The 21,119-nt window shown below is 67.1% G+C and carries 18 protein-coding genes and 1 riboswitch; of the genes, 8 read left to right on the top strand and 10 right to left on the bottom strand.

Annotated elements, in window-relative coordinates; genetic code table 11:
• Positions 1 to 64: 64 nt before the first annotated feature.
• The 4 genes from LZ586_RS07050 to LZ586_RS07035 form a co-directional block, all read right to left on the bottom strand.
• Positions 65 to 1,105: an alginate lyase family protein gene (locus tag LZ586_RS07050; protein WP_235079050.1), complete on the bottom strand. Its 1,041-nt coding sequence runs from the start codon at positions 1,103 to 1,105 to the stop codon at positions 65 to 67.
• Positions 1,105 to 4,095 carry a TonB-dependent receptor gene (locus LZ586_RS07045; protein ID WP_235079049.1) on the bottom strand — a complete coding sequence of 997 codons (2,991 nt, stop codon included), beginning with the start codon at positions 4,093 to 4,095 and terminating at the stop codon, positions 1,105 to 1,107. The genes LZ586_RS07050 and LZ586_RS07045 overlap by 1 nt, the downstream gene beginning before the upstream one ends.
• Before the next feature lie 181 nt (positions 4,096 to 4,276).
• Positions 4,277 to 5,449 (bottom strand): MFS transporter, encoded by a 1,173-nt coding sequence (locus tag LZ586_RS07040; RefSeq protein WP_235079048.1) that lies wholly within the window; start codon positions 5,447 to 5,449, stop codon positions 4,277 to 4,279.
• A gap of 10 nt (positions 5,450 to 5,459) precedes the next feature.
• Positions 5,460 to 6,494, bottom strand: a complete 1,035-nt coding sequence (locus LZ586_RS07035) for an aldo/keto reductase (protein WP_235079047.1) — start codon at positions 6,492 to 6,494, stop codon at positions 5,460 to 5,462.
• 87 nt (positions 6,495 to 6,581) lie between these two features.
• Here LZ586_RS07035 and LZ586_RS07030 point away from each other — a divergent pair, with 87 nt between their 5' ends.
• On the top strand, positions 6,582 to 7,493 hold the full coding sequence (locus LZ586_RS07030; protein WP_235079046.1) for a LysR substrate-binding domain-containing protein: 912 nt from the start codon (positions 6,582 to 6,584) through the stop codon (positions 7,491 to 7,493).
• A gap of 21 nt (positions 7,494 to 7,514) precedes the next feature.
• Here the strand turns inward: LZ586_RS07030 and rnhA are convergent, their stop codons facing one another.
• From rnhA to ispH, 3 genes are read right to left on the bottom strand one after another with little or no spacing between them, the layout of a single operon-like run.
• The gene (rnhA, locus tag LZ586_RS07025) at positions 7,515 to 7,958 is read right to left on the bottom strand and encodes a ribonuclease HI (protein WP_235079045.1); all 444 of its coding nucleotides are present in this window, start codon (positions 7,956 to 7,958) and stop codon (positions 7,515 to 7,517) included.
• Positions 7,955 to 8,908 (bottom strand): homoserine kinase, encoded by a 954-nt coding sequence (gene thrB, locus LZ586_RS07020; RefSeq protein ID WP_235079044.1) that lies wholly within the window; start codon positions 8,906 to 8,908, stop codon positions 7,955 to 7,957. The genes rnhA and thrB overlap by 4 nt, the downstream gene beginning before the upstream one ends.
• Positions 8,908 to 9,861, bottom strand: coding sequence for a 4-hydroxy-3-methylbut-2-enyl diphosphate reductase (gene ispH, locus LZ586_RS07015; protein ID WP_235079043.1), 954 nt, complete (start codon positions 9,859 to 9,861; stop codon positions 8,908 to 8,910). The genes thrB and ispH overlap by 1 nt, the downstream gene beginning before the upstream one ends.
• Before the next feature lie 116 nt (positions 9,862 to 9,977).
• On the opposite strand from ispH, the gene LZ586_RS07010 reads away from it, so the two are divergent.
• From LZ586_RS07010 to LZ586_RS06980, 7 genes are all read left to right on the top strand, one after another.
• Positions 9,978 to 10,616: a hypothetical protein gene (locus LZ586_RS07010; protein WP_235079041.1), complete on the top strand. Its 639-nt coding sequence runs from the start codon at positions 9,978 to 9,980 to the stop codon at positions 10,614 to 10,616.
• Between the two features lie 199 nt (positions 10,617 to 10,815).
• Positions 10,816 to 10,916: riboswitch (glycine riboswitch) on the top strand.
• A gap of 61 nt (positions 10,917 to 10,977) precedes the next feature.
• Positions 10,978 to 12,141 (top strand): glycine cleavage system aminomethyltransferase GcvT, encoded by a 1,164-nt coding sequence (gene gcvT / locus LZ586_RS07005; protein WP_235079040.1) that lies wholly within the window; start codon positions 10,978 to 10,980, stop codon positions 12,139 to 12,141.
• A gap of 3 nt (positions 12,142 to 12,144) precedes the next feature.
• Complete coding sequence (gcvH, locus tag LZ586_RS07000; protein WP_235079038.1) at positions 12,145 to 12,516, top strand: glycine cleavage system protein GcvH; 372 nt, start codon at positions 12,145 to 12,147, stop codon at positions 12,514 to 12,516.
• Between the two features lie 148 nt (positions 12,517 to 12,664).
• Entirely contained in the window at positions 12,665 to 14,023 is a 1,359-nt protein-coding gene (gcvPA, locus tag LZ586_RS06995) for an aminomethyl-transferring glycine dehydrogenase subunit GcvPA (RefSeq protein WP_235079037.1), read from the top strand.
• Entirely contained in the window at positions 14,020 to 15,639 is a 1,620-nt protein-coding gene (gene gcvPB / locus LZ586_RS06990; RefSeq protein ID WP_235079036.1) for an aminomethyl-transferring glycine dehydrogenase subunit GcvPB, read from the top strand. The genes gcvPA and gcvPB overlap by 4 nt, the downstream gene beginning before the upstream one ends.
• Before the next feature lie 57 nt (positions 15,640 to 15,696).
• A complete protein-coding gene (locus LZ586_RS06985) occupies positions 15,697 to 16,218 on the top strand; it encodes a CcdC protein domain-containing protein (RefSeq protein WP_235079035.1) in 522 nt (173 codons plus the stop codon).
• Positions 16,219 to 16,255: 37 nt separating this feature from the next.
• Complete coding sequence (locus LZ586_RS06980; protein WP_235079034.1) at positions 16,256 to 16,717, top strand: DUF3429 domain-containing protein; 462 nt, start codon at positions 16,256 to 16,258, stop codon at positions 16,715 to 16,717.
• Here the strand turns inward: LZ586_RS06980 and LZ586_RS06975 are convergent.
• The 3 genes from LZ586_RS06975 to LZ586_RS06965 are packed head-to-tail and all read right to left on the bottom strand — an operon-like array spanning position 16,706 to position 21,113.
• On the bottom strand, positions 16,706 to 17,440 hold the full coding sequence (locus LZ586_RS06975; RefSeq protein WP_235079033.1) for an acid phosphatase: 735 nt from the start codon (positions 17,438 to 17,440) through the stop codon (positions 16,706 to 16,708). The two genes, LZ586_RS06980 and LZ586_RS06975, sit on opposite strands and share 12 nt — an antisense overlap.
• Entirely contained in the window at positions 17,437 to 18,498 is a 1,062-nt protein-coding gene (locus LZ586_RS06970; RefSeq protein ID WP_235079031.1) for a phosphatidylinositol-specific phospholipase C1-like protein, read from the bottom strand. Before LZ586_RS06970 ends, LZ586_RS06975 begins: the two co-directional genes overlap by 4 nt.
• A 56-nt stretch (positions 18,499 to 18,554) precedes the next feature.
• Positions 18,555 to 21,113, bottom strand: coding sequence for a TonB-dependent receptor (locus LZ586_RS06965; RefSeq protein ID WP_235079030.1), 2,559 nt, complete (start codon positions 21,111 to 21,113; stop codon positions 18,555 to 18,557).
• Positions 21,114 to 21,119 lie beyond the last annotated feature (6 nt).

The raw sequence follows: 21,119 nt of genomic DNA, 5'->3' as shown, positions 1-21,119 counted from the left end.
CGCGGCCGAAGCCGCCGGTGTGCTCCGGTGGCAGCGGCACGGGCTGACCAACGTCAGCGGCGCGTCACTGGATAAGCACCATCCACGACGCGGGTGAGCGCCCGGACCTTTGAGCAAGCGTGTCCCTGAGAAGGGCATGCCGCGGATCGAAGCGGCTGGCGAGCGCGAAGGTGTTCAGCGCCTGCACCGGGTTCCAAGCATGCGGTGCATACTCCTTCTGGCCGGCCGCCGCCCGTTCGCGGTCGAAGGCGATCTTGGAGTGGGCGAACTCGATATGCGTGCGTTCACCGCGCGCGAAGGTGGCCAGCCAATCCACCGAACGCGCCAGGCTCGCGCCTGACGGTGCCTTCCAGTCGAACCAGTTCTCGCCATGCGCCCGTGCCGCGAGCGCCGCGGTCATCAGCGGATCAAGATTGTAGGTGACGTAGTGAAGCGCGTCGCGCTCTTCGAAGTCGAAGGTGGAGCCGTCCGGGCGCAGATTGACTGCGACCTGGCGGCGATACGCCGCGCGCGCGCGCTCGATCAGCCGCGTGTCGCCGGTGCGATAAGCGGCAAGCGTCGCCAGCTTGATCCGGTGGCTCTGCCAGTTGGTGTGCGCGTTGTGCGGCTTTCCATCCATGGCATCCAGATAGCCCGACGCCATGCGTCGCCAGAAGCCGTCGAGCTTCGCCGCGAGCGGGCGGGGAAGATCCGAGGCGGTAAGGTCGTTGGCCAGAACGAGCATGTCGAAGCTCGTCTCATCGATCGGGTTGAACGACATCTGATAGGTGTCGGCCCAATTCTCCAGATACCGCGCCGCCTGGTCGAGGTAACGGCGATCCCGAGTAATCGCCCAGGCCAGTGCCAGGTCCAGGACAATCGGGTGATCGGCCTTGGCGGCGATGCTGACGTCGCGGATGCCGTGCCCGGGCAGCGTCCCTTCGGTATGCAGCTTCGGGATCGCGCCGGGCGGTCGGCCGAGCGCTGCCTGCGCCCGCGCGATCACCGCGCGCGCAGCCGGCGTTGCGGCCTGCGCAGACAGATCACTGCCCGCAAAGATCGCATGCTGCGCGAGTGCCGGCTGCGGGCAGGCGATCGCGGCGGCGATGACAAAGGCGGTGCGCATCAGAACCGCGCGTTCAGCGCGACGCGGTAGGTGCGTCCGTCATAGTCGATGCGTCGCGCCTGACCCTCTACGCCCTGATATTCCTTGCGCGTCGAGTTGGTCAGGTTGAACCCGTTGATGGACAGGCTGACTTGCTCGGTCAGGTTGAGCGAGGCCGAGGCATCGAGCTGGCCGCGGGGTTCGACCTGCCGAGCAGCGCCGGCGAAGGTGCCGGTGGAAGACAGGTCGTACTTGCTGCGGAAGTTGTAGCTCAAGCGGACGCCGAACAGCTTGCTTTCATAATAGCCGATGACGTTGAAGTTGTGCTTGGAAATGCCGGGCAGGGTCGCCTCCGTGCCATCGGAATTCGTGCCGCTGATCGTGGTGTAGGCATAGTTGAAACCACCGCCCAGGTTGCGCAGAACGCCGGGCAGGAAGTCGAGCTGCTGCTGGACGTTCAGCTCGAGCCCGTTGACCGTATAGGGCGTCGTCGAGTTGATGAAGCCGGCGATCGACACCGTCTGGGGGTTGCCGTTGATGTCGGGCCCCGCGCCGGTGAGGCACTGGTCGCCCTCGACGCGCAACGGCCCGAGGCCGAGATTGCCGCCATCGGTCGGGCACAGCGCGCGGGCGCCGCGGACCTGCTGCACCACGCCCTTGAACCGCTTGGAGAACAGGCTGAGCGCCACCAGGCCGTTCTTGCGGTTGTACCATTCGATCGTGCCGTCGAACGAGGTGCCGGTATAAGGCTGCAGGTCCGGATTGCCGAGCGTGACCGGAATCACGTTGGTGGTGCTGGGCGCACCGACCAGAGTCACCGGCGTGAACTGGCGCGGGTGGGGGCGGACATAGGTGCGGTAGCCTGCGAGGCGCACCACAAGCTCGTCGGTCACGTCGAACACCGCGATCGCGGAAGGCAGCCACTGGTTGTAGTTGTTCTCGAACCGCTGAAAGCCATAATCGGCCGGGGATCCGAGACCGGCGGAAGCCGGACGGATGCGGTTCAACGCGTCGACCGTGTTCCAGGCCTGCTCATAGCGCAGCCCGACTATGCCGCGCACCGGGATCGAGAAGATCTCCGTCCCGTATTTGGCCTCGGCATAGATCGACAGCACGTCGGTATCGTTGGTGAAGTTGTACAGCGCGTAGCCGTTGTCGGTATAGTTGATGTTGAACCCGATCGGCGCGAGCGCGGCGCCGTTGACGGGTGTCACCGGCTGGAGTGCGGACACGACCTTGTTCATGTCGAGTACCTGCCAGTTGCGGTTGAAGCCGGGCAAATTCCCTTGGAAGAAGTCGTCGTTCTGCGGGTTCGCGGCCAGGAAGTCGCTGCTGATATTCTGGCCCTGGATGCCGGCGGCGTTGGTGCGATAGCCCTGCGAGCGGTATTCGTTGCGCTCGAACCGCGAACCGAACTGGATGCCGGACAGGAAGCTGTCGGAGAAGCTCCGCTCCACGTCCTGCTGGATCGCCGTCACCTTGCTGGTGCCATAGCTCTGCGTGCCGGCCAGATTGAAGCGGTTTCGCCCCGGGGTGCCGGTGGGAGAATCGTACCAGCTCTGCTGGTCGGCGGGACCGGCCCAGGTCCAGGCGACGCGCGGAGTGCCGGTCGACAGCGGATCGGGCCCGATGGTCAGTGCATAGTCGTCGTAATTGCCGCCCCCGCTGGCGAAGCTGCCGGTGGTGCCATTCTGCCGGCCGGCTTGCTGTCCGGTGATGAACTCGGCGAAGATTTCGACCGCGCTGTTACTCGCCTTGGACAGCGTGCCGATAGTGTTCAGCCGCCAGTCGCCGGTCTCGTATTCGAGATTGGCGTTGATGCCCCAGGCCTTCTGCACCTGGGGGAACAGGCGGGAGTCGTTGATCACGGCGATGTTGGCGAAGTTGAAATTCTCCACATAATGCGCGCCGCCCGCACCTTCGCGGACCTCGCTGGTCGGGTTCACTTGCACCCCGGTGCCGGTGAAGTTGAGGATCTGGAGGTTCTGTACGGTCTCGCTTTGCCGGCGGTCGGTATAAAGCCCGGTCACGCCGAACTTCATGGCCTCGCTGATCTGCCACTCGGCGCCGCCCGCGCCCGACCATTGGTCGCCCTCGTTCTGGCGGACATATTGGCGGTTCTGCGAAACATATTGGACGCCGGTGACACCCTTGGCGCCGGTACCCCCGGCCGCCGCGACGCAGCCCACCACGGCGGCATAGGTCGTGGCGCAGGCGCCGGTCGGCGCATAATAATCGGCATAGCGGCTGATGAAGTTGGGCGTGATCGTCGCGGACAGCACGCCATAGGTGTTGAACAGGATCGAATCCCGGCGGAACTTCTCGTGCTTGTAGGAGACGATGCCGAACACGGCGAAGTTCTCGCTCAAGTGCGCATTGTATCCGAGCGTCGCGCTGGGCTCACCCTGCTCCCCCAGCTCGTTATAGTCATAGGCGATCTTCGCGCGGCCACCTTCCTTGCGGGACAAGGCGGGGGCGATCTGCAGGTCGACATTGCCCGACAGGCCACCCGACTGCGCATCGGCCATGGGCGATTTCTGCACGCGCACCGCGCTGAAGATGTCGGAAGCGAATGCGCCGAGGGGCGTCGAGCTTTGCAGGATCGGTTCTGCGAAGGCGACGCCGTTCAGCGTCGTGCGGGCATATTCGCCCGGCAGGCCGCGCAGGTTGATCGTCGCTTCGCGGCCTTCCGCTTCGCGGTTGAGCTGGATGCCGGGCACGCGCTGCAACGCTTCGCCGATGTTGAGGTCGGGAATGCGGCCAAGGTCGTCGGAGGAGATGCCGTCGGTGATCTCGATCGTGTTGCGCTTGGTGCGCACTTCGTCGGCATAGCTTTGACGAAACCCGGTGACGACCACATCGTCTCCCTCCGGTGCCGCAGCCTCGTTGGCGGGCGGCGCGTCCTGCGTCTGGGCCAGCGCGCTGGCGGGCGCCAGGGCCGCCAGAGCAACCGTGAAGATACTGGTCGAAACGCGCAGGCCGACGGCCTGTGAAACGCGGTCACAGCGCATGCAAATCCTCCCCGATGTTGCGACTTTGTTGCCGCTATTCGATGATCCTCATTGCATCAGGGGAAAACGGTGTCAACAAGTTGTAATACATCTAATAGAGGTGGCTAAGGCGCCGGGTGATTGTCACGAGGAACCGGCGCCGCCGCCCGCTGGCTGGGCGGCCAGGCACGATCTCCGACTATCAGGCGCCGAGCGGCTGCCGCTCACCCGCTCGCCGGCGGCGAACGCTCAACAGCAGGGCCGCAAGCCCGATCGCCGAGGTCGCCGCCCCGGCAAGCGCCACCGCCGGATAGCCTAGCCCGCCCGCGATGACGCCGCCGCCCAGCGCCGCGCCGGACGCGTTGCCGAGATTGAAGGCGCCGATATTGACTGCCGATGCGAGATCCGGCGCATCGGCGGCGGCGGTCATCACGCGAACCTGCAGCGGCGGCACCAGCGCGAAGCTGGCCACGCCCCACAGGAAGATGAGCACGGCGCTGGGCGCCGCATGCGGCATCAAGCCGGCAAAGGCGACGAGGATCGCCGACAACGCGGCCAACGTCACGGTGAGGGTGCGGTCCACCGAGCGGTCGGCGAAGCGTCCGCCCAGCCAGTTCCCCACCGTCAGCCCCAAGCCATAGGTCGCAAGCATCGCCGTGACGAAACCGAGCGAAGCATGCGTCGCTTCGCGAAGGATCGGCGCGATGTAGGTGAACACGGTGAACATCGCGCTCGACCCGATCACGGTCAGCGCCAACGCGCCCAATACCGGCCCCCGCTTCAGCACGCGCAGTTCGGCAAGCGCGCTGCCGGCCTGCGGAGCGGGAAGGGGCGGCAAGGTCAGCCGCAGCGACACCATGGTCGCGACGCCCAGCGCGGCGATACCCCAGAACGCGGCGCGCCAGCCCAGGTGCTCGCCCGCCCAGGTCGCCAGCGGCACGCCGACGACATTGGCGATCGTCAGACCCATGAACATCGCCGCCACCGCGCTTGCGCGCCGCTCGGGCGCCACCAGGCCCGCCGCCACCACCGAGCCGACGCCGAAGAACGCGCCGTGGTTGAACGACGTGAGCACGCGCGCGGCGAGCAGCATCCAATAGCTGTCCGAGACGGCCGCCAGCAGGTTGCCGGCCGTGAAGATGCCCGCCAGTCCGATCAGCAAGGTGCGCCGGGGCGCGCGGCCGGTGGTCAGCGTCATCAACGGTGCGCCGAGCACGACCCCCAGCGCATAGGCGCTGATGAGAAGCCCCGCGGCCGGGATCGACACGTCGAGATCGGCGGCGATCACCGGAAGCAGGCCCATCGGCGCGAACTCGGTTACGCCGATGCCGAACGCGCCGACCGCCAGAGCTAGAAGGCCAAGGTTGCGGTTCATGATCGCGCCCTCAAACCAGCGCCGGGGCGAGGCGGGCGAAGCCCTCCTGCTGGTGGTAGGGCGTATGGGGATAGGGCGGCAGGATGGCGCTGGCCTCGTCGAGCGCGGCGACCTGCTCCGGGGTCAGCGCCCAGCCGACCGCACCAAGGTTCTGGCGCAGTTGCGCTTCGTCGCGGGCGCCGATGATCACCGATGAGACGGTTGGACGCCCCAATAGCCAGTTGATCGCGATCTGCGGCACGGTCTTGCCCGTCTCGGCTGCAACCGCCTCAAGCGCATCGACGACCTTGTAGAGATGATCCTGATCGACCGGCGGCGCGAACTGTTCGGTGTCGCGGAGCCGGCTGCCCGCCGGTACCGGCCGGCCGCGCCCGATCTTCCCGGTCAGCCGGCCCCAGCCAAGCGGACTCCACACCAATGCGCCGATCCCCTGATCGGCCGCCAACGGCATCAGGTCCGCTTCATAGGCGCGGCCGATCAGCGAGTAATAGACCTGATGCGCGACGAGGCGCGGCAAGCCGTGACGCTCGGCCAGACCCTGCGCCTTCATCAGCTGCCAGCCGGGATAATTGGAGACACCGGCATAGCGCACCTTTCCCGCATTGATCAGCGCCGCCAGCGTGCCCATCAGCTCCTCGGTCGGGGTCGACGCGTCGAACGCGTGAAGTTGCAGCAGGTCGATATGATCGGTGTCGAGCCGGCGGAGCGAATCCTCGACCGCGCGCACCAGTCGCGCACGCGATGCGCCCCAGTCCTGGGGGCCTTCCCCCATCGGCAGGCCGGTCTTGGTCGAGATCAGCACCGCGTCGCGCCTTCCTCGGATGGCCTGCCCCAATATCTCCTCGGACGCGCCGTTCGAATACACATCGGCGGTGTCGAACAGCGTCACGCCCGCATCCAGGCAAACGTCGATCAGCCGGCGCGCCTCGGCAGCGTCGCTCTGGCCCCACGCGCCGAACAGCGGGCCCGTGCCGCCGAAGGTCCCGGTGCCGAAGCTGAGTGCGGGCACGCGAAGGCCCGAAGCGCCGAGTTGCCGATATTCCATGATCCATCCTTGCGTTGGTACGTCGACGCATAGATGAACCTCGAACACGCAGCGGAGTATAGCGCTCGAAAGCGGAGGATCTGTGCAATGGACGCAAAGCTGGTCGGGGGTAGCGACCGTGCCCGCTCGCTGGCGCTGTTTGCCACGGTGGTGGAGCAAGGCAGCTTCTCGTCGGCGGCACGCGTGCTCGACATGAGCCCGTCGGCCGTTGCGCGTGCCGTCGATCGGATCGAGCGGCGGCTGGGCGTGCGCCTGGTGCTTCGTTCGACGCGTGCCTTGTCGCTGACCGCCGAGGGCCAATCCTATCTGCTTGCCGCTCGCCGCATCCTGGCGGATCTAGACGATGCCGAGCAGCAGATCGCCGATCAGGGAAGTCCGCGCGGGCGTCTGCGCGTCAGTGCCGCGCTTTCGCACGGGCGGCTGTGCGTCGTGCCGCTGCTCGGCAAGTTCGCCGCGCTCTATCCCGACATCCTGATCGACGTCGCGCTGACCGACAGCCTTGTCGATATCGCCGCGGGGCAGGCGGACGTCGCGATCCGCTTCGGACCGCTGCCCGACAGCACGCTCACCGCGCGCAAGCTCGGCGAGACGGGGCGGGTGATCGTCGCCTCGCCCGACTATCTGGCGAAGCATGGCACGCCCCGCACACCCGAGGACCTCCACCGCCACAACTGCCTCAACTTCAACTTCCGCCGTGCCGAGCCGGTCTGGCCCTTTCGCCGCGACGGGCAGGATTTCACCTTGTCGGTGAAGGGAAACATAGAGGCCAATAACGGAGAGACGCTGGGGCAATTGGCGGCGCTGGGCGTCGGCGTCGCCCGTGTGGGGGCGTTCAGCGTCACGGAGGACATCGCCGCCGGCCGTCTTCGTCTTCTGCTGGAGGCGTTCAACCCCGGCGACGTCGAGCAAATTCACGCGGTCTTCGTCGGCGGCTCGAACACGCCGGCGCGGGTCCGGGCGTTCGTGGAGTTCCTCGCCGCCAATCTACGCGGCGGCTAAGCGCCGGTCAGCGCACATCAGCTACCGCTGGGACACTGCCGCGTCGCTGGCCAGCTTGTCCGCTCGCTCGTTGCCCGGATGCCCGGCATGACCCTTGACCCACACCCACTCCACGCGGTGCGGCTTGGCGGCTTCGAGCAGCGCCTGCCACAGCTCGGCATTCTTGACCGGCTTCTTGTCGGCGGTGCGCCAGCCATTCTTCATCCAGCCATGGATCCACTTGGTAAGGCCATCCATGACATAGCGGCTGTCGGTCGACAGCGTGACGCGGCACGGACGCTTGAGCGCGTTCAGCCCCTGGATCGCGGCCATCAGCTCCATGCGGTTGTTGGTCGTGTGCGGCTCGCCGCCCGACAGCTCCTTCTCGGTCTCGCCCATGCGCAGCAACACGCCCCAGCCGCCCTTGCCGGGGTTCCCCTTGCACGCGCCGTCGGTGAACATTTCCACATGCTGCAATTCGGTCACGCGAACAACGATCCTTGGTTCTTGTAGGTCTGGAGCCGCCGCCAATAAGCCAGCGGGTCCTTGCGCGTCACCAGCGCGTCGGCGGGCGTGTTCAGCCAGTCCCAGGCACGTGACAGCAGGAAGCGGATGCACGCGCCCTCGCACAGCGTCTGGAACGCCGCCTTCTCTTCGCCGCTCAGCCTTACCGACTGCTGATACCCCTCGATCAACGCCCGGCCGACTTCCCAGTCCACTTGGCCGCCCGTCGCGTCGAAGCTCCAGGCGCTGTGAGTGATCGCCAGGTCCAGCGCGCGCACGTCGGTGCAGGCGAAATAGAAATCGATCAGCCCGCTGACCTCGTCGCCGCGCATCAGCACATTGTCGGGAAACAGGTCGGCATGGATCGTGCCCCGCGACAGGCCGTGATCCCACGCGCCGAGCACCCGGTCCAGTTCGCCTGCCAACGCGTCGTGCAGGCCCGGCTGGATCGCATCCAGGTCGCGCCCGCACCGCTCGAACAGCGGACGCCATTGATCCACGCCCATCGAATTCGCGCGCTCCTGGCCGAACGTCGTGGCTGCGCAGTGCAACTGCCCCAATGCGACACCCGCGGCATGTGCCTGCGTTCGCGTGGGCTGCGACAGCGACACGCCGGGAAGAAACTCGATGAGGCAGGCCGGCCGGTTCTCCAGTTCGCCGATCGCTGCGCCTTGCCGGTTACGGATCGCCCTGGGCACGGGTAGCTCGCGTTCCGCCAGATGGTCGAGCAGCGCCATGAAATAGGGGAGGTCCCCCGCCGCGACGCGCTTCTCGTACAGCGTCAGGATGAACCGGCCGACCGTGGTATCTACCAGATAGTTGGTGTTCTCGACGCCCTCGGCGATCCCCTTGGCCGAAACCAGTTCCCCCACGGCATAGCCATGAAGGAAGTCCGCCAGCCTTTCCGTCGAAACAAGCGTGTAGACGGCCATCAGGCCGCTTCGAGTCCGCGCGGCAGCTTGAAGACGACGTTCTCTTCCACCGTCTCGACTTCGCGCTCGTGCACGTCGAACCGTTCGGACAGCTTGGCGACCAGTTCGCGCACCAGCACCTCGGGTGCCGAGGCGCCGGCGCTGACGCCCAGCGACCCGACTCCGTTGAACCAGGCCCAGTCCAGGTCCTCGGCGCGCGGGATCAGGTAGGCCCGGATGCCCTGGCGTTCCGCGACTTCGACCAGCCGCAGCGAGTTGGAGGAGTTCTTGCCGCCGATCACCAGCATCAGGTCGACCGACGAGGCGATTGCCTTCACCGCGCCTTGGCGGTTGGTGGTGGCGTAGCAGATGTCGTTGGGCCCAGGCGCCAGGATCGCGGGGAAGCGCCGCTGGAGCACCGCCAGCGTCGCCGCGGTGTCGTCCACTGACAGCGTCGTCTGCGTGAGGAAGGCGAGATTGCCTGGCTCGGCTACCTGCACCTGCTCGGCATCTTCGGGCGTCTCGATCAGCGTCATCGCGCCCTCGGGCACTTGGCCGAAGGTGCCGATCACTTCGGGATGCCCCTTGTGGCCGATGAACAGGATGTGCCGGCTTGCCGCGACCAGCCGCTCGGCCTGGCGGTGCACCTTCGACACGAGCGGGCAGGTGGCGTCGAGATAGGACAGCCCGCGCTCCGCCGCCTTGGCGGGCACTGCCTTGGGCACGCCGTGCGCGGAGAACACCACCGGCACCCCGTCGGGCACCTGGTCGAGTTCCTCGACGAAGATCGCGCCCTGGGCCTTGAGCGTATCCACCACGAACTTGTTGTGGACGATCTCGTGGCGGACATAGACCGGTGCGCCGTATTTTTCGATTGCCAGCTCGACGATCCGGATCGCGCGGTCGACGCCGGCGCAAAAGCCGCGCGGCGCCGCGATCAGCAGTTCGAGGGCGGGTTTCTGAGCCTGGTCCATCACCCCGCGCTCTACGCGATTGCTTGCGCGCGCGAAAGGCGGTTCCTATGGTGCCGGCCGCTTCCGGGCCCCGTTTGCAGCGGCGGCCCGTGTTTATTGTGAAAGGTGTTCCGCCCGTGTCGCTCGCCAAGCTTGCCGTTCCCGCCCTTGTCCTGCTGGCTGCGGGCGGCTGTGCCCGTACCGGCGAGATCACCGAAGGCGGTATCTCCGCCGTCCGCTCCGCCTGCCCGCGCGTCGGCGTGACCGCGGGCACCGGCGACATCACCCTGTTCAACCCGCCAGCCAGCCGAGAGGCTTCGGCGATCGACGTCACCGCCACTCTGACCAACCTCCAGTCGACCTGCGTCGACACCGTCGATCCGATCGCGACCACCGTGACCTTCGACGTGCTCGCCCGCCGCGCCCAGCCGGGGCCCGCCCGCGACGTCACCTTGCCTTATTATCTCGCGGTCGTGCGCGGCGGCTCCTCGGTCGTCGCCAAGACGGTCGGCCAAGTGACCGTCCATTTCGCCGAAGGCCAGATCCGCGCCCAGACGCGCGGCCAGGCGACCGGCTCGGTGTCGCGCGCCGCGGCCACGCTGCCCGAGAGTGTTCGCAAGCGCCTGAACGAGAAGCGCAAGGCCGGCGACGAAGCGGCCGCGATGGATCCGCTGTCGACTCCGGAAGTCCGCGACGCCGTGCTCGCCGCCACGTTCGAGGCGCTGGTCGGCTTCCAGCTCACCCAGGATCAGCTCAAGTATAACGCGACGCGCTAAAGCCCGATTGACTCGAATCCTCGGTGCGGCCAAGGCTGCACCGGTCGATGCCGGGCAACCGGGATAGGCACGCGCGGGAGAGTGGCGATCTTGCCGCTCAAATCGTAGCTGGCTTGCCAGCGGTTCGGTTTGAGCATCGAGTATCGTCCGCCGAAGGAGCAACCGCCCCGGAATCTCTCAGGCACCGAGGACCGCGCGCGCACGACACTCTGGAAAGCGTCGCTTCAGCAGCGGCCACCGAAGGGGTAAGCGAGCCCAAGGCTCGTGAAAGCTCTCAGGTACCGTGACAGAGGGGGCGATGGATCAAGGCGCACGCAGGCGCGCGATCCGTCGTCGATCCACTGCGCCGGAACCGTGTGTGATGAGCCAGGACGTGCAAGAACCCGAAGCCGAAGCGCTCGCGCCCGAGCTGCTGCCGCTCGACGCGTGGCACCGCGCCCGCGGCGGCCGCATGGTGCCGTTCGCCGGCTATGAGATGCCCGTCCAGTATGAAGGCATCATGGCCGAGCATCTCTGGACGCGCGAGCATGCCGGGCTGTTCGACGTCAGCCATATGGGCCAGCTGCTCTTCTCGGGTGCCGACACCGACGCCCAGCTCGAAACCCTGCTTCCCGGCGACATCAAGGGGCTGATCCCCGGGCGCATGCGCTATTCGCTGCTGCTTGCCGACAATGGCGGCATCCATGACGATCTGATGGTCACGCGCCTCGGTGATGAAAACGCCTTCGAGATCGACGCCGGGGCCTTCTACATGGTCGTAAACGGCGCAACCAAGTGGGATGATCTCGGCGTGTTCCGCGAAGCGCTGCCCGATGAGGTCGCGATCAACCATCTCGACGAACAGGCGCTGCTCGCCCTCCAGGGCCCCGAAGCGGTTACCGCGCTCGAGCGCGTCGTCCCCGGCGTCGCGTCGCTGGTGTTCATGACCGCCGCCGCGTTCGAATGGCAGGGCAATCCGCTCTGGGTCAGCCGCTCGGGCTATACCGGCGAGGACGGCTTCGAGATCTCGCTCCCCGGCGACGCCGCCGAAGCGTTCGCCGAAGCGCTCTGCGCCCAGCCCGAAGTCAAGCCGATCGGCCTGGGTGCGCGCGATTCGCTCCGCCTCGAAGCTGGCCTGCCGCTCTACGGCCACGATCTCGATCTCGACACCAATCCCGTAGCCGCCGATCTCGGCTTCGCGCTGTCCAAGCGCCGCCGCGAGGAAGGCGGCTTCCCGGGCGCCGAGGCGATCCTCGCCGATCGTGCGAACGGTTCGGCCACCAAGCGCGTCGGCCTGATCGTCGAAGGGCGCCAGCCTGTTCGCGAAGGCGCTATCGTCGTGGACGACAGCGGCACGCAGATCGGCACCGTCACCAGCGGCGGCTTCGCCCCTTCGGTGCAGAAGCCGATCGCCATGGCATACGTTCCCGCCGCGCTCGCAACGCCCGGCACCCGCGTGACGCTGAGTCAGCGCGGCAAGACCCATAACGCGGAGGTCACCTCGATGCCCTTCGTCCCCCACCGCTATGTCCGCAAGGGAGCCTGAGACATGAGCCGCTATTTCACCCAAGACCATGAATGGATCCAGGTCGACGGCGACACCGCCACGGTCGGCATCACCACCTACGCCCAGAGCCAGCTCGGCGACATCGTCTTCGTCGAGACCCCCGAGGCCGGCAAGACCGTCGCCAAGGGTGACGACGCCGCGGTCGTAGAGTCGGTCAAGGCCGCCTCGGATGTCTATGCGCCCGCCAGCGGCACCGTGGTCGAGGGTAACCCCGCGCTCGCCGACAACCCCGCGCTGGTGAACGAAGACCCCGAAGGCGAAGGCTGGTTCTTCAAGCTGACCCTCTCGAACGCCGCCGAAGTCGAAGCCCTGATGGACGAAGCGGCCTACAAGGACTTCGTCGACAGCCTCTAATCTCAACCGTCATGCCGGACTTGTTCCGGCATCCACCGTGCGGCGACGGAAGCGCCAAGAGGTTCGGGTCCAGCCCTTGCCGCACAGTGGACCCCGGCACTTCGGCCGGGGTGACGATACTCGTCATGGCCGTTGGCCGGAGATGTACATGCGCTACCTGCCCCTGACCGACACCGACCGCCAGGCGATGCTCGCCACCATCGGCGCGGCGTCCGTGGACGACCTGTTCGTCGACGTTCCCGAATCCGCGCGCCTCAACGGCCCGATCCACGGCCTGCCGCCGCACGCCAGCGAGCTCGCCGTCGAGCGTCACATGACCGCGCTCGCCCGCAAGAACGTCGTGGCTGGGGAAGTGCCCTTCTTCCTCGGCGCCGGCGCCTATCGCCACCATGTGCCCGCCAGCGTTGACCACATCATCCAGCGCGGCGAGTTCCTCACCGCCTACACGCCCTACCAGCCCGAAATCGCCCAGGGCACGCTCCAGGTGATGTTCGAATTCCAGTCGCAGGTCGCACGCCTGCTCGGCTGCGACGTCGCGAATGCGTCGATGTACGACGGCTCGACCGCGTGCTGGGAAGCGATCTCGATGGCCCGCCGCCTCACCAAGCGCGGCAAGGCGATCCTGTCGGGCGGCATCCATCCGCATTATGTCTCGGTCGCCAAGACCATGGCCAAGTTCACCGGCGACCAGCTGGTAACCTCGCTGCCCACGCTCTCCGCGGCACCCGACACCAGCGACCTGATCGCCCAGATCGACGACGATACCAGCTGCGTCGTGGTCCAGTACCCCGACATCCTCGGCCGCATCGAGGACCTGTCCGCGCTCGCCGAAGCCGCCCACGCCAAGAAGGCACTGCTGATCGCCGTCGTCACCGAGCCGGTGGCGCTCGGCGCGATCCGGGCACCCGGCGAAATGGGCGCCGACATCGTCGTCGGCGAAGGCCAGTCATTGGGCGTCGGCCTCCAGTTCGGCGGACCCTATGTCGGGCTCTTCGCATGCTCGGAAAAGCTCGTTCGCCAGATGCCGGGACGTCTGTGCGGCGAGACCGTCGACGCGGAGGGAAAGCGCGGCTTCGTGCTCACCCTCTCGACCCGCGAGCAGCATATCCGCCGCGAAAAGGCGACGTCGAACATCTGCACGTCGTCGGTGCTGTGCGCGCTCGCCATGTCGGCGCACATGACCCTGCTCGGTGAAGCCGGCCTGCGCCAGCTCGCGGCGATCAACCACGCAGCGGCAAGCGCCGCCGCCGACCGCCTCGCGCAGATCCCTGGTGTCGAGCTGGTTACTCCGACCTTCTTCAACGAATTCACGCTGAAGCTGCCGGTGGAGGCGCGCCCGGTCGTCCGAGCGCTTGCCGACAAGAACATCCTGGCCGGCGTCTCGCTCGGCCGGCTCTATCCCGACGCCACCGACCTCGCCAACGGCCTGGTCGTCGCGGTCACTGAAACCACCACGGCGGAGGACGTCGAAACGCTTGCCTCCGCGCTCCAGGAGGTGCTGGCATGAGCACGATCAACCAGTCCGGCTGGCGCCCCACCACGCCCGAAAAGGGCGAGAGCGCGAGCGAAACCTTCACCGGCAACCGCGCGCTGATGCTCGAAGAGCCGCTGATCTTCGAGATCGGCTCGAACGAAACCACCGGCGTCGACTTCGACCACTCTCCCTCTCCCCTCCGGGGAGAGGGCCGGGGAGAGGGGCAGGGCAACGCACCCGCCGCCACGTCGCGCCTGGGCAATCTCGCCCGCACCGCCCCCATCAACCTGCCCGGCCTGTCCGAGCCGGAGGCGGTGCGCCACTATACCCGCCTCAGCCGCCAGAACTACGCCATCGATCTTGGCCTGTTCCCGCTCGGCTCGTGCACCATGAAGCACAATCCGCGCCTCAATGAGCGCATGGCCCGGCTACCCGGCTTCGCCGACGTCCACCCGCTCGCACCCGTCGACACGGTGCAGGGCGCGTTCGAGGTGATCCACCAGCTCGCCCACTGGCTGGTGACGCTCACCGGCATGCACTCGGTGGCGATGAGCCCCAAGGCCGGCGCGCATGGCGAGCTGTGCGGCATCCTCGCGATCCGCGCCGCGCTTGACGCCAAGGGTCAGCAGGCCCGCAAGGTTATTCTGGTCCCCGAAAGCGCGCACGGCACCAACCCCGCCACCGCCGCCTTCGCCGGCTTCACGGTCGAGGACATTCCCGCCACGCCAGCGGGCCGCGTCGATCTCGAAGCATTGAAGGCCCGCCTCGGCCCCGACGTCGCCGGCGTGATGATCACCAACCCCAATACCTGCGGCCTGTTCGAGCCCGACTTGAAGGCGATCTCCGACGCGGTCCACGCTGCGGGCGGATACGTCTATTGCGACGGCGCGAACTTCAACGCGATCGTCGGCCGGGTCCGCCCGGGCGACCTTGGCGTCGACGCGATGCACATCAACCTGCACAAGACCTTTTCCACCCCGCATGGCGGCGGCGGACCGGGCTCGGGTCCGGTGGTGTTCTCCGAAGCGCTCACCCCTTATGCGCCGCTGCCCTTCGTCGAGCAGCAGGGCGACCAGTTCGTGCTGGTCGAGGAAGAGACCGCGGGCGAGCATCACGCCGGCAGCTTCGGCCGCATGGTCGCCTTCCACGGCCAGATGGGCATGTTCACGCGCGCTCTGACCTACATCCTCAGCCACGGTGCCGACGGCCTGCGCCAGGTCGCCGAGGATTCGGTGCTTAACGCCAATTACGTGCTGCGCGCGATGGAGGACGTGCTCGACGCGCCCTTCGCCAAGTCGGGGCCGTGCATGCACGAGGCGATCTTCAGCGATAAGGGCCTGGCCGAGGGCTTCTCGACGCTCGACATCGCCAAGGGGCTGATCGACGAGGGCTATCACCCGATGACGGTGTATTTCCCGCTGGTCGTCCACGGCGCCATGCTGGTCGAACCGACCGAGACCGAGAGCAAGGCGACGCTCGACCAGTTCATCGGCGCCTTCCGCTCGGTCGCGGCGCGCGCCAAGAACGGCGAACCCGCGCTCAAGTCCGCGCCCCATTTCGCGCCCCGCCGCCGCCTCGACGAGACGCTGGCCGCGCGCAAGCCGGTGCTGGCGTACAAGGATGCGCCTCAGGTGCAGGCCGCCGAATAAGCTTGGTGCATCGCTGAGCCGTATTGCATGTCGTTCCCTCCGCACGGGGGGAACGACATGCAATACGGCAATAACTGGATCAGCTACGCCATCAGCGGCACGATCGTCGTGGTCGTGTTGGCGCTCCGCATCTGGCGGATGAACAAGGTCCGCCCGCTCAGGATCGAGCGGCTGTGGGTCGTTCCGGCGATCCTCGCCCTCCTTACCGCCTCGATGTTCATCGCCGCGCCGCCGTCTCCGCTGGGCTGGGCACTCAGCGTCGTCGCGCTCGCGATCGGCGCGGCGCTTGGCTGGCAGCGCGGCCGCTTCATGCACATCGAAGTCGATCCCGAGACCCACGTGCTCAACCAGCGCGCTTCGCCCGCCGCGCTGCTGTTCATCGTCGCACTGATCGCCGTCCGCTTCGCCGCGCGCTCGATGCTGGCGAGCGGGGCGGGCGACACTCTGCTTCACTTGAACGCCATGGCGCTGACCGACATCCTGATCGCCCTGGCATTGGGGCTGGTCGCCACCACGCGGCTCGAAATGTACCTTCGCGCCAAGCGGCTGGTCGAGGCGGCACGAACCGCCCGCGGCTAGGAAGGAACCGCCGCGGTCGCCGGCGCTTTGAGCCGGCATGCACGCCTCGCCACCGCGAACGCCTCGCCTCGATACACCGGCCCGCATACCGCCGCTCAGCCTGGTGCTCGGCTATGGCCCGATGCTCGTCATCCTGCTGCTCGGCATCGGCGCCTGGACGCTGCGTGCGCCGGTGCTGGCCGACGCCGCGCTGGTATGGAGCGCCGCCATTTTGCTGTTCCTTTCCGGAGTGGCACGCGGCCTCAGCTTCTTTACCGAGGGCGGCCCGCGCTTGACGCAGCTGGCGACCATGGGCCTTCGTTTCGGGCTAGGCGTCGCTGCCCTCGCGCTGCCGCTCACGCTCGCCTGGATCGCGCTGATCTTCGGCTATGCCAGCCTGGCAATCACCGAGCCGCCGGCCGCCCGCCATGGCGAGGCGCCAAGCTACTTCGCGCAGCTCCGCCCGATCCAGGCGCTGATCGCCGTCGCGGGGCTGGTCCTCTGCCTGTTAGCCGGCTGACGCTTCGATCCGGCAGCGGTCCGCATCCGGACCCCGCGCGCCACGCAGCGTCGCCAGCTCCGCCCGCGCGGCATCCATATCGGCGCGGAAGGCCGGTTCGGCGTGCCACCGCGCCACCAGGCTCGCGCCAGCCAGGAACCCGGCCTGCACCGCGCTACGGCTGTGCGATCCACAGATGAACCGGCTCTCGCCGTAGACCCGTCCACGCCGCAGGATTTCGGTCGCGCGCTCGGGCACCAGCTCGGCCAGCACCAACGCCGTCGACCAGCCGGTTGCGGTGTGCCCGGACGGATAGTCGCCATTCCCGGCGAGATGCTCGGTCTTCGGCTCGCATATTTCGCCGCTTTGGCTCAGATACGGCCGCCTGGTCGCGAACCCGGTCTTCGCGTGTCCTGTCATCCCCCCGTCGCTCATCCGCGAGAACAGTGCCGCCAGCCTGGGCGCCGATTTGGCATCGAGCTTCCTGCCCAGCGCGCACGAAAAGGCAGTGAACCGATCATCGGTGACGTCTCGCGTCGCCAGCGTCCACCGGTCGCTGCCTTGCGCCTTCCTCGTCGCTTCGAACGTCGCCCTGTCATCCGCCGCCGGCGCCGAACCCGGCTCCGGCGGAGCCGGCAGTACCCGCATCAGGTCAGGCACCGGCTTGCCGTCGAGGTAGCCGGGGACACTCTGATCCGCCGCGACCAGCAACAGCGCGCTCACCGCCAGTAGCGTGACTTTCATTTGCCCGCCTCCAGATCGCCGCACCCGGCCGGGCGCCGGACCGGGTTGCACCGCGCCACCATGCCACCCGGCATCGTCACGCGGTAGCCGCCGGCGAAGCGCGGATCCGCCCATAGATAATCGGTGGACACGAACTGCGCGCCGCCAGCCAGCGCCGCATCGCGCGGCCGCACATCGTTGGCCCGCGCCTCGCGGGTGTTCGCGTCCGCCCGGGTTCGCACCAGGAACCCCGCCGCCACGTCGCGGCGGATCCGCTCGGCGTCCTTGATCGGTTCGTTCAGCGTCAGATACGCCGCCGCTGGAGACGCCTCGTCGGTGTTGATGAAGAACACGCGGCCCTCCAGCGACTTACGCTTGCCGCGATACACCGCGACCTTGGCAGGCGGCTCGTCCAGCGCGAACAGGAACTTGCCCCGCGACGCCTCCAGCAGCGGCCAGTTGTTCGCCAGCACCGCGTCGCGCAGCGTCGGATATCTGCCCTGCACGTCGTCCGGCGTGATCAGCTTGTCGGGGCCGAGCACCGACCGGATTTCCGCGTCCAGCGCGTCATAGGCGGCATCGTCATAGGGCAGCGCGTCGATTCCGCCTCGTGCCGCATTCTGCTCGTCCTTGGCGTTGAACATCAGCAGGATCGGCACGTGCCGGGGATGGGCATCGGACCACGCCCGGATCGCGCGCAGGCAGTCCACCAGCAACACGCAGCTCGACCCGTTGTCGATGCCGGGAATGTGCAGCACCTTGAACCCCGGCCGGCGCAGCTTGGGATCGCTCGACCCTCGCGCGTAATGCCCGCCCCTGGGGTCGTGATTGACGTCGATCTCCAGCTGCCGCGCGCCGGCGTCCAGCTGCTCGGCGAGCGGCCGGTGCGCATAGTCGAGCGCGTCGGCCATTTCGGGCCGCGCCGCCCTCAGCTTCGCCATCGTCTCCTCGGGCATCGCCAGCTTGTAGCTGTTGTGGGTGCCGATCACCGCGACATCGTTGATGCGCAGCGGCGGTTGCTCCTGCGCGGCGGCGGGCGCGGCGAACAGAAGCGCGGCAGTGCCGAGGGCGAAACGCATCGGGTATCTCCAGATCAATGTCCCCTCCCTGCGGCCAGGGAGGGGATTTGCGCACATCAGAAGCGGAACAGCACCGAACCTTGCACCGCCCGACCGAAGATCGGACGCGCCAGGATCACCGGGCCCTCGGCCTGGTTCGGCACCTGCTGCGTGCCGCCGCCCTGGCCCAGGCCCAAGGTGTTCGACAGGTTGCTGCCCTTCACCTGCACGGTGACGTTGGACGTGATGTCCAGCTCGGCGCTGGCGTTGAACACCGAAAAGGCCGGCAGCTTGGTGACGTTGGTGTCGTCGTTGAACTTCTCGCCCTCATACCGCCATTCACCCAGGATCCGCAGCCGTCCGTCGAGCAGGTTCAGCCGCGGCCGCACGCTCGTCATCACCTTGGGCATCGACGAAGGCCGGTTGCCGTCCAGCGAGGTCTCCACTTCGATCTGGCGCGGCTGGCCCGGCTGACCGAACAGCGGATTGTTCACCACCGTCGAGTAGATGTAGTTCTTGAACTTGGGGTCCTGATAGGTCGCCGTGGCCGACACCTCGAACCACTTCACCGGCCGGATGTTGGCTTCCAGCTCGACGCCGGTCGTGCTCACATCGCCATAATCGATGTCCTGCACGATCAGGAACGTGGTCTGGTCGATATAGGTGTTGGTGAACTGCACGTCCTTGAAGCTGTTGTAGAACACCGTCGCGAACAAATTGCCCCAGGGCTGCTGGAACTTGATCCCGCCCTCGGCCTGCTCGATCGACTGGCTGCGCACGCCGGTGGGCAGCACGTTGTCGCGATACTGGCCGATATGCGGCAGCCGATAGGTGTTGGTGTAGCGCGCGAACACGCCCGCTTCCGGCATGAACTGCCAGTTTGCGCCGACGGTATAGGCATGGTCGTCGAACGACGGCTTGAACTGGTTGAACACGCCCGAACCGCCCAGGACATTGTCGTCGGCCAGCGTCGTCGGATCGCCCAGATTGTAGCTGCGCACCGCCTCGCTGACGCCGTACAGCCAGATCTTCTCCCAGCGGAAGCCGGCATCGACGCGCAGTTGCTCGTTGATCTGCCACTCGTCGGAGACATAGGCCGCGACATCCTCATAGCCGCCGGTGGAATGGGCGAACCGCGATTCATAGCGGGTGATGCCCAGATCGGTGACTCGGCCGACCACGGCACCCGCCGCGTTCACTGCGACGATGTCCAGCAGCCGGGCGTTGGGCGCCACCTCGGTGAGTCCGACGCCGTCGTTGCGATCGTGCGACCAATCGGCAACCGTGCCATAGACGCCCAGCTTCACGTCATGCCGGCCGATACCGGTGTCGAACACATGACCCAGTTCGACCATACCGATCATTTCCTCGATCGGGTTCTGGATCGACTGGAAGGTATTCACGCCGACCAGCCCATTGCCGTTGGCGTTGGTGGGGTAGGGGGAGCCGTCGGTGGCATAGACCAGCCGCACGTCGGTCGCGCCGGGGAAGGCACGCAGCGCGTTGGCGCGGACGCCCGACAGCTGCGATGCCTGGGTGACCAGGTTGTTCAGCCCGCGCGCGTTGCGGTTGGTGTCGCTGTCGCGATAGCGCAGGCCGCCGCGCAGGGTGGTGCCGTCGCCGAACTCGACATCGCCCTTCAGCGTGATCTGCAGGTCGCTCGACTGGTTGAACAGGTTGAAGTCGGCGGCGCGCACGCCCCGCGGGGTCTTGATCTTGACCAGCCCGTCCTCGAACCCGGTCAGCGTGTCGTCATGCCCGTTGAAGCCGGCCAGGGGACGCAACTTGTCGCCGTCGCGCACCAGAGGAATGGCATCGAAGAAGAAGTTGTTGTCCTCCATGTACTTCACGCCGAACGACACGCTGCCGTTGGTGAAGTCCTTGGAGATCAACACGCGGCCCTGGCCGCCATGGTTGGCAGTCGGCCCCGGATCGCGGACGCCCTGGTCCTTGTTGTAGAAGCCGCCGACCGAGAACACCCAGCCATCGCCGATCGGGCCGCCCAGCCACACGTCGCCGCGGATCTGGCCGTAATCGGAGGTGGTGAGCTTCACCAGGCCGCTCAGCTCGGGCGTGCCCTTGCGCGGGATGAAGTTGACCAGCCCGCCCGGCGCGTTCGATGCGAAGATCGACGAAGGGCCGCCGCGCACCGCTTCGATATTGGCATAGGTCTCGTCGATGCGCAGGAACTGGTCGACATTGATCCAGTTGATGCCCGGATCGTGCTGGATCGGCAGGCCGTCCTCATACACGGCGAGCGATTCGTATCCGCCGCGCGGGATGCCGCGCACGCGGATGTTGTTGGCGGTCACGCCCGCCGAGCTGTCGGCCCACACGCCGGGGATCTGCTGCATCGCCTCGGCCAGATTGCCGATCGCGCGCTCGCGAATGTCCTCGTCGCTGATCGTGGTGATCGAATAGCTGGCGTCGACCTTGCGCTGGATGCCGTTGCCCAGGCGGCCGGTGACCAGCACCTCCTCGCCTTGCGCGGCATCGCTGTCGCTGGCCACCGGATCGGACTTGGTCTGGTCGGACGCCGTCTCGGCATCGGCAACCTGCTGCGCCTGCGCGGTGTGGATCGAGCAGGCAAGTGCGAAAACGGCCGCGGTCGCCCGCAGTGAGGTGGTGAATTTCATGATGGA

This window comes from Sphingomonas sp. S2-65 (genome assembly GCF_021513175.1).
Taxonomy (GTDB): domain Bacteria; phylum Pseudomonadota; class Alphaproteobacteria; order Sphingomonadales; family Sphingomonadaceae; genus Sphingomonas.
This window is presented reverse-complemented; position numbering and strand designations above follow the sequence as displayed.

Excerpts from the sequence above, each read along its gene's own strand:
- LZ586_RS07050 (WP_235079050.1), bottom strand. The coding sequence starts at position 1,105 with ATGCGCACCGCCTTTGTCATCGCCGCCGCGATCGCCTGCCCGCAGCCG.
- LZ586_RS07045 (WP_235079049.1), bottom strand. The coding sequence starts at position 4,095 with ATGCGCTGTGACCGCGTTTCACAGGCCGTCGGCCTGCGCGTTTCGACC.
- LZ586_RS07040 (WP_235079048.1), bottom strand. The coding sequence starts at position 5,449 with ATGAACCGCAACCTTGGCCTTCTAGCTCTGGCGGTCGGCGCGTTCGGC.
- LZ586_RS07035 (WP_235079047.1), bottom strand. The coding sequence starts at position 6,494 with ATGGAATATCGGCAACTCGGCGCTTCGGGCCTTCGCGTGCCCGCACTC.
- LZ586_RS07030 (WP_235079046.1), top strand. The coding sequence starts at position 6,582 with ATGGACGCAAAGCTGGTCGGGGGTAGCGACCGTGCCCGCTCGCTGGCG.
- thrB (WP_235079044.1), bottom strand. The coding sequence starts at position 8,908 with ATGGCCGTCTACACGCTTGTTTCGACGGAAAGGCTGGCGGACTTCCTT.
- ispH (WP_235079043.1), bottom strand. The coding sequence starts at position 9,861 with ATGGACCAGGCTCAGAAACCCGCCCTCGAACTGCTGATCGCGGCGCCG.
- gcvT (WP_235079040.1), top strand. The coding sequence starts at position 10,978 with ATGAGCCAGGACGTGCAAGAACCCGAAGCCGAAGCGCTCGCGCCCGAG.
- gcvH (WP_235079038.1), top strand. The coding sequence starts at position 12,145 with ATGAGCCGCTATTTCACCCAAGACCATGAATGGATCCAGGTCGACGGC.
- gcvPA (WP_235079037.1), top strand. The coding sequence starts at position 12,665 with ATGCGCTACCTGCCCCTGACCGACACCGACCGCCAGGCGATGCTCGCC.
- gcvPB (WP_235079036.1), top strand. The coding sequence starts at position 14,020 with ATGAGCACGATCAACCAGTCCGGCTGGCGCCCCACCACGCCCGAAAAG.
- LZ586_RS06985 (WP_235079035.1), top strand. The coding sequence starts at position 15,697 with ATGCAATACGGCAATAACTGGATCAGCTACGCCATCAGCGGCACGATC.
- LZ586_RS06980 (WP_235079034.1), top strand. The coding sequence starts at position 16,256 with ATGCACGCCTCGCCACCGCGAACGCCTCGCCTCGATACACCGGCCCGC.
- LZ586_RS06975 (WP_235079033.1), bottom strand. The coding sequence starts at position 17,440 with ATGAAAGTCACGCTACTGGCGGTGAGCGCGCTGTTGCTGGTCGCGGCG.
- LZ586_RS06970 (WP_235079031.1), bottom strand. The coding sequence starts at position 18,498 with ATGCGTTTCGCCCTCGGCACTGCCGCGCTTCTGTTCGCCGCGCCCGCC.
- LZ586_RS06965 (WP_235079030.1), bottom strand. The coding sequence starts at position 21,113 with ATGAAATTCACCACCTCACTGCGGGCGACCGCGGCCGTTTTCGCACTT.